This is a genomic window from Pedobacter sp. MR22-3 (genome assembly GCF_026240075.1).
Taxonomy (GTDB): domain Bacteria; phylum Bacteroidota; class Bacteroidia; order Sphingobacteriales; family Sphingobacteriaceae; genus Pedobacter.
In genome coordinates, this window is sequence record NZ_JAPIVF010000002.1 from 190,681 (window position 1) to 207,417 (window position 16,737).

At 44.5% G+C, this 16,737-nt stretch carries 3 protein-coding genes; all 3 read left to right on the forward strand.

Going from position 1 to position 16,737, the window contains the following annotated elements; all coding sequences use genetic code 11:
• Nucleotides 1-70: 70 nt before the first annotated feature.
• From OQ267_RS04655 to OQ267_RS04665, 3 genes are read left to right on the forward strand one after another with little or no spacing between them, the layout of a single operon-like run.
• On the forward strand, nt 71-13,588 hold the full coding sequence (locus OQ267_RS04655; protein ID WP_265835069.1) for a putative Ig domain-containing protein: 13,518 nt from the start codon (nt 71-73) through the stop codon (nt 13,586-13,588).
• 41 nt (nt 13,589-13,629) lie between these two features.
• Nucleotides 13,630-14,631, forward strand: a complete 1,002-nt coding sequence (locus OQ267_RS04660; protein WP_253249058.1) for a PorP/SprF family type IX secretion system membrane protein — start codon at nt 13,630-13,632, stop codon at nt 14,629-14,631.
• Between the two features lie 11 nt (nt 14,632-14,642).
• Nucleotides 14,643-16,643, forward strand: coding sequence for an OmpA family protein (locus OQ267_RS04665; protein ID WP_265835070.1), 2,001 nt, complete (start codon nt 14,643-14,645; stop codon nt 16,641-16,643).
• Nucleotides 16,644-16,737: the final 94 nt, after the last annotated feature.

Genomic DNA, 16,737 nt, shown 5'->3' on the forward strand with positions numbered 1-16,737 from the left:
CACGAATGTAGATTTGTCACTAACATTTCCGAAGGATCACCCGAAGGAATCAAACTAAATAACGCCTGAAATGATGAAAATTTTTACCTATCTATCTGTAAGCAGGATAACACGACATGTGTTAACATTTGCATTCATCGTTATAATAACGCTGCTTTATTCCAAATCTTATGGGCAAAGTAAAATTTATGCCAGTTCAGTCACAACATCAGCTAATGCCACAAGCCTTACAGGGTGTGGTGCTTTAGGTTTAAGCCCCTGTTCGGTTACTACCGTAGATAATGCGGCGAATGCGATTACTCCTGATGATAATACTTTTGCAACGGTGAAGTCATCAGGTGGTATAGCTTTAAATATTCTGGCTTACAGTGGTGAAATAGAGTTGAAATTTCCATCTAATATTCCGGCCAATACGACCACTTACATTAGAATAGATTCTGATCCTGATCTGTTGAATGCCTTGTTGGGTGGTAATTTAGGCGGTTTACTGGCCAATGTTTTAGGGAACGTTGTTTTAGGCAATCATAGTTTTTATGTGGCGGCAAAAAATGCGGCAGGTACAATTGTAACTGATGGTGCCAGCAGTGGACAGTTTACCAACAGCAACCTTCGTCTGGTTAAAGATGGTTTGGGCAGGTTTTATGTAGCCATTACACCAAACCAGATTTATGACCGCGTATTGATCAGAGACATTACCAATGCCGCTTTGCTGGGCGCAAATAATACAACTAAAGTTTATTATGCATTTCATACCTCAGGAACTGATCCTTGTGCACAGGCATTTTTAACCAGTTTCGAAGGGACTGGAATTTCCCTGGATGCATTGCGCCTTGGCAATTCAGGAGTGATTAACAGCGACCGGGCAATTGATGCTGACCAGACCAACTTTTCGCAGATCAGTTTGGGTGTTGCCGCTGTAGGTGGAACAGCCAGTCAGATTTTTTATTTTACCACGCCTTCCAACGCTACTGATGACTTTAATTTAAGATTCAAAACGTCTACTGCGCTGTTAAACCTCGGCCTTTTAAATAATATCAGGGTTACGGCCTACAATGGGAATGAAGAAGTTTATACACAAGCTTTAAATCCGAGTTTATTAAACCTGGAATTGCTTACCCTCCTGAACAGCGGATCAATAGTTAACCTTCCGTTTTCGCCCGGGCGGCCCTTCGACAGGGTAAAGGTCACCCTATCTTCTCTCTTAAATGCAAATTTAACACAGTCAATTGACGTGTATGGTTTAACCCGTTCTGCAGGTCGGCCAACTTTTACGGCTCCTGCCAGTAATGCGGTAGCGGCATGTTACAATGTTCCGGCAGCATTAACCGCAACTACAAACAGCGCAAATGAATTGATCTGGTATGAGGCTGTTGAAGGTGGATCACCATTGGCTACGGTAGCATTTAATGCAGCGTTTACCACACCCGCTTTAACCGCGAATAAAACGTACTATGTAGCTGCCCGCCGCCTGAACTGTACCACCGAATCAACAAGGGTTCCGGTGGTGGTTACTGTAAATCCACAGATCAGTTTTGCAGGTGCAACTTTAACAAATGCAACCAGCCAGTCTGCTTACAGCAAACAGATCAATCCGGCAACTGGTGGTACACCTGGTTTTACTTATGCTTTAGCCGCAGGAAGCACATTGCCAGCGGGATTAACACTTTCACCATCAGGTAATATTACCGGTACACCTACGGTTCCGAACGTTTATAATTTTTCCATTGTCGCCACTGATTCGAAGGGCTGTAATGTAACGGTGCCATATACGCTCACTGTAACCACCGCACTGACGTTAACAGCCGCTGCTTTGCCAGAGGGAATTACAGGTACAACATATCCAACACAAACCATTCCTGCGGCAGCAGGAGGTACAGGGCCTTATACCTATGCCGTTTTGAATCCGCTTCCTGCAGGCTTAACTTTTAATCCCGCAACAAGGGAAATTACAGGAACGCCAACTACACCGGGTGTTTATACCATTCCGGTAACTGCAACTGATGCCAATGGAAATACCATCACCGCAAATTATACGGTTAAAATTACAAATCCGTTCCTGTTACCTGCTGCAACCTTAGCCGTTGGCACAACAGGTACGGTTTATACACCACAATTTATTCCGTCGGCAACAGGAGGTACTACGCCTTATAGCTATACTGCAACTGGTTTACCTGCCGGCTTAACTTTCAATCCGGTTACCCGGGCCATTACCGGTACCCCAACTGTTGCCGGTCCATTCACCGTTGCGGTAACGGCCACAGATGTAGATGGAAAAACAGTGACTACAAATTATGCGCTTACGGTAATTAACCCTTTGTTATTGCCTTCTGCAACGCTTGCTGATGGTACTGAAAATGTGGCTTATGCGGTTCAGACGCTTCCGGCAGCAACCGGCGGTGTAGGACCCTATACTTATCTGGCCGGTAACCTTCCGGCTGGTTTAAGCTATAATCCGTTAACCAGACAATTAAGCGGTACGCCAACTCAGGCAGGTAATTATGCTATCTCCATAACTGCAACAGATAGTGAAGGCAGAACGGCTACGGGGAACTATAGCATCAGGGTTGTTGGAACACTGACTTTACCATCCTCTACTTTACCAAACGGCATTGTCGGAACGGGTTATCCGGCTCAAACCATCCCTGCTGTAAGTGGTGGAACGGGGCCTTATACCTATGCGGCTGTTAATCTTCCGCAGGGTTTAAACTTTGATCCTTCAACAAGAGTAATTTCGGGCACACCCACACAGGGAGGAGTATTTAACGTACAGGTTACGGCAACAGATGCCAATAACAATAAGGCCACCACATCTTACAGTATTACGGTAGATGTAAATGCGCCGGTGGTGGCATCTACAACGGTTTGCTCGGGTTCGGTTGCTTCATTAACGGTTAGTAATGTATTGCCAAATGTTTCTTACCGGTTATATGGTCCGGCAGGAAATTCAGTTTTACAGACCAGTACTTCAGGTGTTTTTACCACTCCGGCAGTTACCGCTCAAACTACCTTTTTTGTGGAAGCCTTCTCTGGTTCGGCAGTAAGTGCCAGAACTGCTGTTACGGTCTCGGTAAATCCGCCTGCTACATTGGCTACGGTAACCACAAGCAGTCTGGTTATTAATGCAGGGCAAACGGCTACCCTTTCAGCTACTGCTGATGCCGGAAATACCATTACCTGGTATGATGCGGCTACGGGTGGAAATCAGGTTGGAATTGGTGGTTCATTTACCACGCCGGCATTACAGGCCAGCACAACTTATTATGTGCAAACAACCAGTGCTGCGGGTTGCGTAAGTGTATCCCGGGTTCCGGTAACCGTTACTGTAATTGTTGGCGGAGGCAATACGGCATGTAATACCGCCAGCAGTCAGAATACAGGTATCAATGGCATTTGTTTGCTGTGTGCCGTGAATGGTGCCGGCAACTCTACCGATGCCGATGCAAGTAATTTTACCCGGATTTCGCTGGCTGTTGGTGCCGGTGCTACAGGTTATCAGCAATTGATTTTTCCTGCTGCAGGCATTGCAACAGATAGTATCCGTTTAGATTTAGGATTACCGGGAGGACTGGCAGATGTTAATGTTTTAAATAATATTACAATAAGTGTATTAAACGGAACTACCGTTGTCAGAACCGTTCAAATCAATGGAAGTTTATTGAATCTTACTTTATTAGGTGGAAACAGATTTACCGCTACTGTGCAGGCAGGTGGGGTTTACGACCGTGTTCAGGTAAGCTTCGGTGCTTTGGTTTCTGCCTTGAGCAGCTTAGATGTTTACGGTGCCACAGTGATCTATCCAAATCCAACTATTACAGCAGGTGCCCAGTCTATTTGTGCCGGTGGCACCGCTACTTTAGCGGCAACAGCGAATGGAGGTACAACACTTACCTGGTTTGATTCCGCTATTGGCGGAACACAGCTTGGTGCCGGCGAAACTTTTACTACGCCAGCCATTGCTAACACTACTACTTATTATATCCAGGTAAACCGCGCAAATTGTGCCAATACTACACGTATTCCGGTAGTGGTGACGGTAAATCCGCCGATTATATTTTCGGGTACAACCTTAACAAACGCAACCATTGCTTCACCATATAACAGGCAACTTCCGGTGGCAAGCGGTGGTACACCAGGTTTTACCTATGCCCTGGCAGCGGGAAATACTTTGCCTGCCGGTTTAACTTTATCATCAACTGGTCTAATCAGTGGTACGCCAACCGCAACAGGAACACCAACATTTTCTGTGGTGGTTACGGATACAAAAAACTGCAGTGTAACGGCTACTTTTAATTTAACTGTAACTCCGGCAATAGCGCTGGCACCTCTGGTATTGGCTGATGGAGTCACCGGAACAACCTATGTTCCTCAAACCATTCCGGCTGCTACAGGTGGAACTGGCCCTTATACTTATACGGCCAATAGTCTTCCTCCGGGATTGACTTTTGACCCGACAACAAGAGAAATTACAGGCATACCCACGCAAACCGGCACCTTTACTATTCCGGTTACGGTAACCGATGCCAATGGAAATACCATTACGGCTAATTACTCGATAAAAGTTACAGATCCGCTGGTTTTACCTCCTGCAACTTTAGCCAGTGGAGTTAAGGGAACTGTTTATCCTACGCAGGCTATTCCATCGGCAACTGGTGGAACAACACCATACACCTATTCAGCTACGGGCCTTCCATTGGGCTTAACTTTTAACCCTGCTTCAAGGGAAATTACGGGTACGCCTGGCGAATCCGGTATTTTTAGTATACCTGTAACGGTAACAGATGCAACGGGAAAAACCGCCACGACCAATTACAGCATTTCAATCCTGGATCCGTTGGTATTGCCACCGGCCAGCCTGGCTGATGGAACTGAAAATGTAGCTTATCCGGTTCAGAATATTCCGCCAGCTACTGGTGGAGTGGGGCCATACAGTTATGTGGCTATTAATCTCCCTCCAGGCTTATCATTTGATCCGGTAACCAGAAACGTTACGGGTACGCCAACTCAGGCCGGTAATTATGTTGTTTCGGTAACGGTTACAGATAGCCAGAACAGAACTGCAACCAATAATTATGGCATCACCGTAATCGGTGCATTAAACTTACCAACTGCAACCCTGCCAAATGGGGTAGTTGGCAATAGCTATCCGACAGTAACCTTACCTGCTGTTACGGGTGGAACCGGACCATACACTTATTTGGCCGCCAATCTTCCGGCAGGATTGTCATTTAATACGACAACAAGAGAAATTACAGGCACGCCAACGGTGGGTGGTACATTTACCATTTCCTTAACGGCAACTGATGCTAACGGCAATAAGGCGACTACCGGTTATGGCTTAACAGTCACCATAAATGCGCCGGTTGTAGCTGCTGCTACCGTTTGTGTAGGTTCACCTGCAACTTTAACGGTTAGCAATTTGCTGTCTGGTGTGACCTATAATTTATATGCTTCTACAGGAAGTGCGCCACTGGCGACCAATACTACAGGTACATTTACTACCCCTGCTATTACTGCTCAAACTGTATTTTATGTGGAAGCGGTATCCGGCACAGCAATTAGCCCGCGTACAGCTGTAACTGTTGATATTAATCCACCTGCAACTTTAGCCACTGTAACAACCAATAGTCAGGTAATTAATGCCGGACAATCTACTACTTTACTGGCCACTGCTGATGCGGGAAATACCATTGCCTGGTTTGATGCACCAACAGGTGGTACACAGGTAGGCACCGGAACTTCTTTCATTACCCCTGTTTTAAGCGCTACTACTATCTATTATGTTGAAACCACTAACGCCGCAGGCTGTTTAAGTGCAAGTCGTGTTCCGGTGACGGTTACAGTCATCCCAAGTGGTACAGGTACGGCCTGTAATGCAGCGAACAGCCAGAACAGTGGCATTACGGGTATCTGCCTGTTGTGTGGTATTACGGGTGCCGGTAATTCAACAGATGCTGATGCGACAAATTCTACCCGGATTACCCTGGGTGCCGGCGTAGCTTCAACAGGATATCAACAATTAATTTTTCCAACAGCTGGTTCTGCTACCGATAGCGTACGATTAGATCTGGCTTTGCCAGGTGGATTATTGGATCTTCAGTTGCTGAATAATGTAACGGTGAATATCCTGAACGGAACAACGGTTGTCAGAACAGTTCAATTGGGTTCTTCCTTATTAAATCTTCAGTTATTAAGTGGAAGCCGCTTTGCTGCAACATTAGCTGCGGGTGGTGCATTTGACCGGGTTGAAGTTCGAATTGGTGCTTTGGTTTCTGCCGTAACCAGTTTAGATATTTTCGGTGCAACAATGGTATACCCTAGTCCAACCATTACCGCTGGTGCACAAACGATTTGTGCCGGTAGTACCGCTACACTTGCGGCTACGGCTAATGCAGGTACCACGCTAGCCTGGTATAATGCACCATCCGGTGGTACCCAGCTGGCTGTTGGCGGAACGTTTACCACACCGGCTTTAACAGCAACCACTACTTACTATATACAAGTATCAAAAGGTTCTTGTCCAAATACATTACGCATTCCGGTTACGGTAACTGTTACACCTGCACTGGCTACACCAGTAACAGCGGCAGCAGCCACCTACTGTGCAGGTAATCCTGCTACTTTATCGGTTAACAATCCGGTTCCCGGCGTTACCTATAATTGGTACGACGCTTCGGCTGGAGGTAATTTATTATTTACCGGTGCAGTGGTAACTACACCAGCATTAAATTCAAATACAACTTATTATGTAGAGGCGGCTCAGGGTAGCTGCGTAAGTGCAACCCGTGCAACTGTTTCAGTAACAGTGAATCCTCGTCCAGTGCTACCTGTTGTTACGGCAAGTGCATCGACAATTACATCCGGTCAAACCGTTATTTTAACGGCAACGTCTACAGATCCTGCGGTTACCTTTAACTGGTACAATGCTGCAAATGCAACTACACCAATTTATACAGGTGCTACTTATGTTACACCGCCGTTAACCGCCACCACCAGTTATTTTGTGGAAACAGTTTCGGCTAATGGATGTACTTCTGCCGGCAGGGTGCAGGTAACCATTACTGTTGATGGTAACAATACAGCTAATCCAGTTCCCTGCGAAGCTGCGATTGCCCAAACCAATGGTGTTACCGGTGTAGCCTTACTGGCAGGCGTATTTAATCCGGCATTGGCGATTGATAACGATACCGAAACAGCCTCATCACTGGTATTGCCAGTGGGTGCATTAGGTGCTTCGGTTTACCAGAGAGCAAGTTTTGGTACCGTTTCCAACGCTGGTGATACGGTACGGGTTTTGGTTTCTTCACCAGGCAGGCTGCTTTCACTCAGCTTATTGGGTAATGCGCAAATCACGAGTTACCTTGGAACCAACAGTAACGGCGATTCAAGATTCCTAAACAACAATCTTTTAAATGTTCAGTTATTAAATGGTGATACACAAGCATTGGTAACATTTGTACCTGCTACGAGCTTTGATGCCGTAGAAGTACGGTTAAATGGGGGTGCTTTGGGTGTACTGACTTCCATTAACTTTAATTATGCCCAGCGTATTCTGGTGGCACCGGCAGTGGTTTCACCAAATGTTACCGCTTGTGTGGGTCAGACTACGCAGCTGGTGGTTAATAATCCATCATCAAGCTTAACTTACAGGTGGTATGATGCTGCAGGAACTTATTTAACTGGTAAAGACGGGATCATTTTTACCTCGCCTGTATTAACTGGTGATACCCGGTTTTTTGTAGCTGCGGTATCGGCATCAGGTTGTGTAAGTGCCAGAACGGTGGTAAACGTTACTGTTAATCCAGCTCCTGTGGTACCAGAATTATTGGATCCTGATGTTACGGCTTGCTTAAATACAACCGTGGTATTCCAGGTAAAAAATCCGGTTGCAGGAACTATTTATAAATGGTATGATGCTGCAAACATTTATCAGGCAGGTTTAGATGGTACAACTTTCACCGTGGCAAATGTAAACACTAATACCAGCTATACTGTAGAGGCCGTGAACAGTTGCGGTGCTGCATCTGCCAGAACAACGGCAACCATTACCATAGGTAATATTGATGCGCCGGTAGTTACGCCATCTGCAATTACCATTTCAGAAAATTCTGTTGCTTCCTTAACGGCAACATCAAGTACTGCAGGCGCAACAATTAACTGGTACACCAGCGCAACTGCAACTACGCCCATCTTTACCGGAACCAATTATGTAACCGACCCGTTATCAAGCAATGCTACTTTTTATGTAGAAGCAACCATCCCTGGCGGATGTACCTCAACCAGAACAGCGGTTGTGGTTACGGTGATTCCGAATGGAACTCCTATACCAACACCTTGTGGGGCAGCAACTACCCAAACCAATGGTGTAGCCGGGGGAATAACCATTGGTGCAGGTGTCATTAATCCGCTTCAGGCCATTGATGGTAATATTAATACCGGATCAAGTCTGGTTATTCCGGTTGGATTATTAGGTTCATCTGTATTCCAACAGTTGGGTTTCCCAGGGTTATCTAATGTTGGTGATACCTTGAGGGTAAAAATTACCACTCCAGGTCAGCTGATTTCTGTCGGGTTACTGTCAAACCTAACCTTAACAACTTATCAGGGTACTGTTTCAAATAACGATGCCATTGCCATTTCCAATCCATTAATCAATTTGAGTTTGCTGAACGGAGGAAATTCTGCCATACTTACTTTTGTGCCAGCCAATCGGTTTGATGGTGTTGAGTTGAGATTAGGCTCAGGATTACTCGGAGCATTAAATGCTGTGAATTTTGATTATGCACAGAGAAGTATTCTGGCTCCGGCTGTAACTTCGACTACAGTTAATGCCTGTCAGGGCGCTTCGGCTACATTAAGTGTACAAAATCCTCAGCCCGGAATTACTTATAAGTGGTATTTGGGTGGCGTATATCAAACTGGTAAGGATGGAACAACATTTATAACTGATCCAGCATTGGCGGCAGGTAGCTACGAATATGCCGTAAGTGCCAGTGCCAATGGTTGCGAAACCGTTAAAGTAAAAGTTACGGTAACCATTTTGGCTCCTCCTGTGCCACCAGTGCTTTCTTCAACCAATCCGGCGAGTACTTGTATCAATTCATCAGCTACGCTAACCGTTGTTCCTGTAGCGGGCAACACTTATAACTGGTATGATGCTGCTGTAAACGGCAATATGTTGGTGACCAATAACAGTAGTTTTGTAACGTCTGCGAGCTTACCTGCCGGAACTTATGATTACTATGTAGAAGCTGTTAATGCAAATGGCTGTAGCAACCCAACCAGAACAAAAGCCACTATCACCGTTCTTCCAGTTGCCCTGGCATCTGATATCACCGTTACAGGAAATACAGCATTATGTACATCAGCTACCACAACTTTAACTGCTGCAAGTACAACTGTTCAAAATCCGGTATTTACCTGGTATAGTGATGCCGCTTTAACGCAGGTGGTAAGTAATTCGGCCGTATTTACTACGCCAGCCATTACGGGCATCACCAAATATTATGTAACTGTAAGGGGTGATAATAAATGCGCCAATACGCCAGGAAATGCGCAGGAAGTAACTATTACCACCAATCCGGTAGCAACAGCTTCCGATCTGATTCTGACCGGCCCCACATCCATTTGCGGAGGTTCAACGGTTACTTTATCAGCAAGCAGTACAACCGTAATTAATCCGGTGTTTACCTGGTATAGCGATGCAGCTTTAACCATTCCGGTAAATACAACAGCTCAATTTACAACGCCTGTGTTAACCGCTTCTACCACTTATTATGTAACGGTTAAAGGCGATAACAGATGTGAGAACACTGCCGCATCAGCCAGGGCAATAACCATAACGGTAAACCCTTTTGCTACCGCTGCGGATATTAACCTGAATGGAATCACTTCGATTTGTCAGGGTTCAACCACTCAGCTATCGGCATCAAGCACTACCGTAACCAACCCGGTTTACACCTGGTACAGTGATGCTGCTTTAACTTCAGTAGCTTATGTTGGTGCCTCATTTACCACACCAGTATTAACCAATACAACCAGTTATTATGTAACGGTTAAAGGTGATAATAAATGCGAGAATCCGGCAAATGCGGCTGAACTGATTACGGTAACGGTAAAACCATATGCTACAGCAGCAGATATCACCGTGGCAAATACGCAAATCTGTGCAGGTTCGACCACCATGCTAATGGCTTCGAGTTTAACCGTAACCCAGCCTGTATTTACCTGGTACAGCGATGCCTCCTTAACCAGTGTGGCATTTGTAGGACCAACCTTTACCGTAAATGGCTTAACCGCCACTACCACCTATTATGTTACCGTTAAAGGGGCCAATAAATGTGAAAATACCGCGGCTGATGCTAAGGTAGTTGTGGTAACCGTAAATCCGCTGGCTACTACAACTGATATAATCGTGAATGGTAATACCAATGCCTGTGCCGGGGGAGGTACTACCTTAACAGCAAGTTCTCCAACGGTAACCAATCCGGTATTTACCTGGTACAGTGATGCCGCCTTAACCAATATCAATTTTATTGGCAGTGTTTTCACCACACCAGTTTTAAATGCAACAACCACCTATTATGTAACCGTTCGCGGGGATAACAAATGCGAGAATGCTGCAAATACAGGTAAACCGGTAACCATCACCATTACACCAGTGGCAGGTACAGCAGATGTTGCTGCAAATGATGCAAGTATTTGCCAGGGTAGTTCAGCACCATTGGTGGCAAGTACTACAACAGTGACCAACCCGGTATTTACCTGGTACACTGATGCAGCACTCACTACTGTCGCTTTTGTAGGTGCAAACTTTAATACCCCTGTATTAACGGCCACCACGCGATATTACCTGACCATTAAAGGCGACAACAGGTGTGAAAGTTCAGCATCTACCGCCAGGGTAATTACTGTAAATGTGAATGAAGCAGCAACAGCGGCGGATATTGTACTATCTGCACCAGCGGTGCTATGTGGTTCAGGAACTGCAATCCTTAACGCCAGTTCAACCTCAGTGACTAATCCGGTATTTACCTGGTACAATGATGCTTCACTGACCAGTGTTGCCTTTGTCGGTCCGATTTTTAACACACCAACCCTAACCGCAACCACAACATACTATGTAACGGTTAAAGGCACCAACAAGTGTGAAAATACGGCGGCAGGAGCAAAACCAGTTACCATAATCATTAATCCACGGGCTGTACAAGCCGATATTACCGTGAATGGATTAAGATCAATTTGCGGAAGCGTGGCCACTGTATTAACCGCAAGCAGCACTACCGTAACCAACCCGGTATTTACCTGGTACAGTGATGCAGCCTTAACATCAGTAGTATTTACCGGTAGTGTGTTTACTACTCCGGTATTAAACGCCAATACTGCTTATTATGTAACCGTTAGGGGCGATAATAAATGTGAAAATGCATCCGGAGGTGCTTTAGCGGTAGCACTGACGGTTACGCCAATTGCAAGTGTGGCAGATGTTTCCGCAAATGATGCAAGCATTTGCCAGGGTACTTCAGCGGCATTAGTGGCAAGCACCACCACGGTAACTAATCCAATATTTACCTGGTATACAGATGCGACGCTAACATCCGTAGCTTTGGTTGGAGCAACATTTAACACACCATCATTAAACGGAACCACAAGATATTACCTGACGGTTAAAGGCGACAACAGATGTGAAAGTACTGCTGCTACTGCCAGGGTAATTACTGTGAATGTAAATGAAGCGGCAACAGCATCAGATATTACTTTATCTGCGCCTGCAATAATTTGTGGTTCAGGGACAGCAACCATTAATGCCAGTTCAACCACGGTAACCAATCCGGTATTTACCTGGTATAATGATGCTTCATTAACCAGTGTTGCCTTTGTCGGTCCGATCTTTAATACACCAGCATTAACAGCCAGCACTACTTATTATGTAACCGTTAAAGGCACCAATAAATGTGAGAATTCAGCGGCAAATGCCAAGACCATTACGGTTAACGTAAACCCACGGGCGGTGCAGGCTGATGTTGCCGTAAGCGGAAACAGGTCAGTTTGTGGAAATGTTGCTGCAGTATTAACCGCAAGTACGAATACGGTAACCAATCCGGTATTTACCTGGTATAGTGATGCTGCATTAACCTCACCAGTGTTTGTTGGCAATGTGTTTACCACACCAGTTTTAACAGCCAATACCACTTATTATGTAAGTGTGAAAGGCGATAATAAATGCGAGAATGCTTCGGGTAATGGTTTAGCCATAGCCGTTACGGTAAACAGTGCACCAAATAATCCGGTGGTTGCCAATACCGGAACAAGCATTTGTTCCGGAGAGACTACACAACTGGTCATCAGCAATGCGCAAACTGATGTTACTTATGAATGGTATAGTGCTGCTACAGGTGGAAACTTATTATTCACCGGCTTAACTTACAACACCCCAGCTTTAGCCACTACTACTGATTATTATGTAACAGCAGTAAATGCAGGAGGCTGTAATAATAATGGTGGCAGGGTGAGGGTTACAGTAACTGTAAATCAAAAACCAGCTGTTCCGGCGGTTAACGCTGCCAATGTAAATGTGTGTATTGGGAATACAGCCGTTTTAACGGTAATCAATCCGCAAGCAGGTGCAGTTTACAACTGGTATACTTCGGCAACGGGTGGTACAATTGCGGGTACGGGTGTTTCATTTACCACGCCAGGCATTAGCACCAATGTTACCTATTATGTGGAAGGAGCAAATGGATCATGTATTTCAGCCTCAAGAACTCCGGTAAATGTAGTTGCCTTACCAGTGCCAGGTGCACCTGCATCAGCAACTGCGGCTAATGGAATAATCTGTGCGGGCAGCAATACCATATTGACTGTAAATAATCCGGTACCGGGTATCATTTACAGATGGTACAATGTAAGCGTTAATGGAAATGTTTTAGGTGAAGGCCCTACGTTTACCACACCGAATATCAGTGCAACCACTATCTTTTATGTAGAAAGTATCGCAACTGGTGGTTGTGCCAGTGCTACGAGAACGCCGGTTACGGTAACGGTTCTTCCGGTATTGGCTACGCCTTCAGTAATAGTGCAAGCTACTACTCCAAATAGTATAACCTTCGCATGGTTAGCTGTAAATGGAGCATTGGGATATGAAATTTCTACTGATAACGGCTTAACCTGGCAAGCCACTGCCGGAACGAGTTATCTGGCTGCAGGTTTAAAACCAGATCAAAGCGTTGCCATTATCGTAAGGGCAAGAGGTCAGTTGGCTTGCCAAACGAGTGCGAATTCGAGTCCGGTAACCGCGAGAGCCACTAACCCACTTGGAAACCAGATTTATATTCCGAATGCATTTACACCAAATAATGACGGTAAGAATGATACCTTCCTGATTTATGGAACAACCATCACATCAGCCAGAATGTCGGTATTTACGCAATGGGGACAGTTAATCTTCCAGTCTGATAATATGGCTAATGGTTGGGATGGAACATTTAAAGGCATAAACCAACCGATTGGTGTATATGTGTACATGGTAGAGGCTGATTTTGCCGATGGCACCAGCACCATGAAAAAAGGAACAGTAACGCTAATTAGATAATGATGAGCAGGATAAAATATAAACAGACAAAATTAAATACCATGAAAATACCATCGTCTTTAAGATCATTGCTGGCAATGCTGAGTTTGCTACTCTGTACCTCCGGGTTATTTGCACAAACTGATCCGCATTTTTCACAATATTATGCATATCCCCTTTGGCTAAATCCTGCACTAACGGGTGTTATTGATGGTGATTACCGTGCATCAGTAAATTTTAAGCAGCAATGGGGTGCTTTAAACAGTTCCTTTTTAACGGGTGGAGCATCCTTTGATCTGGCACCCAGAAAAAACTTTGCATTTGGCGGTACCATCCTGAATCAACGTGCGGGTGAACTTGATTTTAATTACCTCACCGCCCTGGTATCGGGTTCATATCGTTTAAGATTTGGACGTGAAGGTTTGCAAACCCTCAATTTTGGTTTGCAGGCAGGCATCATCAACAGGAGTTTCGATTATTCGCAAGCCAGATTTGGCAACCAGTTCAATCCGATTACGGGTTATGATGGGGGTATGGTCAGTGGTGAAACCTTTCAGTCGCAATCCACATTGGTGCCTGATGTTAACTTTGGTGTGATGTATTTTGATGGCAATCCCAATCAGAATGTAAATGTTTTTGTTGGCGCCAGTGCCGCACACTTAACCCGGCCAATTGATCGCTTTACCGGAACTGAATCCAGAATCCCGATTCGGTTAACCGGGCACGGTGGAGCCAGAATCCGTGCTTCAGATTTTTTAGATCTTGTGCCGAACGCTTTGGTGATGTACCAGGGAAATACCAATGAAATATCCTTGGGCGCTTATGCCCAGCTTAATGTAAGTCAATCTTCCAATATCTTATTTGGAGGCAATTACCGTGTTAAAGATGCCGCAATTGCCTTTGTAGGTTTACAACTCAGCAATATGGTATTTGGCTTAAGTTATGATGTCAATACTTCCAACTTTAACCGGGCATCCAACAGTAACGGAGGTATTGAGCTGTCTATTTCTTTAATCGGCCGCAACGGTATTATTGGTCCGAATTTCTTTTGTCCACGATTATAATTGATCATCAAATGAGAAAAATATTATTGTTTTTATTATTGGCAGTTGGGGGTTTAGCTAAAGCGCAGTATGTTGTAAATTACAAAAGGGTTGCAGATACCTATTTTGAAAATAAGGATTATTATGCGGCATCTACTTTTTATAAAAAGGCATTGAGAATTACAGGTGATAGTACTCAGGCCATTCTGCCTTATGGAAAAGAACGCAAGGGTACATCAGATGAAAAAGTGATTGAAGATTATGAAGGATCAATTTATAATTTGGCAGAATCAAGCCGGATGTACCGCGAATTTGCCGAGGCTGAGAAATACTATGCTATTGCCATTACCTTTACCAATACCCGGTATAGAAAAGCACTTTTTTATTATGCAGAAAGCTTAAGGGCAAACAAAAAGTTCAACCCGGCAATTGCAGCTTTTGAATCATTTATCAGCAAAAATCCCAACGATATTTTGGTTAAAGATGCGCATAAAGAAATTGCGTCCTGTAAATTTGCAATTGAAGAAATGCGGTTCCCGAAGATGGTTCAGGTTAAAAAGATGCCTGCAAACGTTAATGGGTTAGGCTCTAATTATGCTCCGGTAAATATTAATCAAAATTTTTATTTTACCTCCTCAAGGCCCATCAATGTAGCAGGCAAGCGCGACATGGTAAAAACCGAAACAGGTGAGGTACAGGTTTCAACCAAGGCCAATCCATTTTTGAATACCCTTTATACCACTAAAAACGAGTTGTCATCCAGCGAAATTTCAGTGAGAATGATGGGGATTAATTTACCAAGAGAGATGGAAGTTGCTGCGGCAAGTTTTTCACCTGATGGAAATACAGTTTATTTTACGGCATGGAGAGAAAAGGAGCGGTATTCCATTTATTCTTCCAGAAAAGATGACAATAAATGGTCAGATCCACAACCGGTAGGCCTGGAAGTAAACAGTAAGGATTTTAATTCACTACAGCCGTTTGTCACCAAAGATGGTCATTTTCTGCTTTTCTCATCCGATCGTACCGGTGGTTATGGCAAATTAGATCTGTGGTACTGTGCCATTCGCAGCGACGGATCTTTGGGGCAGCCGGTTAACCTGGGTCCAACCATTAACACAGAAGATGACGAGCGTGCACCTTATTATAATCCCTCCTCTAAAAAATTGATTTTCAGTACGGATGGCAGAATTGGATTAGGCGGGTTAGATTTTTTTGAGTCGGATGGTGACCTCATTTCCTGGTCTGAACCTAAAAATATGGGTTATCCGTTCAATTCATCAAAAGACGATTTATATTTCACTGCTATTGATGCTGATGGCACGAGGGGATACATCAGCTCGGATCGCGAATCGTCCTGCTGTTTGGAAGTATTTGAAGTTAAAAAGGAATTTATTTCAGTAAGCGGCCTGTTAACCGACTGTAAAACGGGTTTACCTATGGCTAATGCAACGGTAATTTTTACCAATGCAGAAGGAACACAAAAGGCAATAACCGGTGCCGATGGAAAATATCATTTTAAAGCAGATTCCAGGCGGCCGGTAAAATTATCATTTGCCAAGGAAGATTATTTTTCGATCACAAAAAACTATCCTTATGAGGAACTGGCAAAAGCCGATACCCTGATCAATAAGGATTATTGCCTGAGCCCTTTCAAAATCGGTATTCCAATTGCGCTGGAAAATATCTACTATGAATTTGACAGTTCAGCATTAACGGAGCCATCTAAAAAGGTACTTGATTACCTTATTCCGGTGATGGAAGATAACCCTGCAATGGAAATAGAACTGGGATCGCATACCGACAATGTAGGTACAGAAGAATACAACCTTGATTTATCAAATAAACGGGCACAATCCTGTGTCGATTATCTGGTGAGCAAAGGAATTTCCTCCACCAGAATGACTTCCAAAGGTTATGGAGAAACCACGCCAATTGCACCAAATGAAATCGGCCGGGGAAGGAGAAAGAAAGATAACCCGGATGGACGAGCCAAGAACCGAAGAACGGAGTTCAAGGTAACTAAAAAATAAACGCTATCTCATTTAACCCGTTGATGGCCACTTTCATTGATATGTAAGTGGCTTTTTTAGTTTTAATACTCGCTGATTTCTCATTAATCTTTGT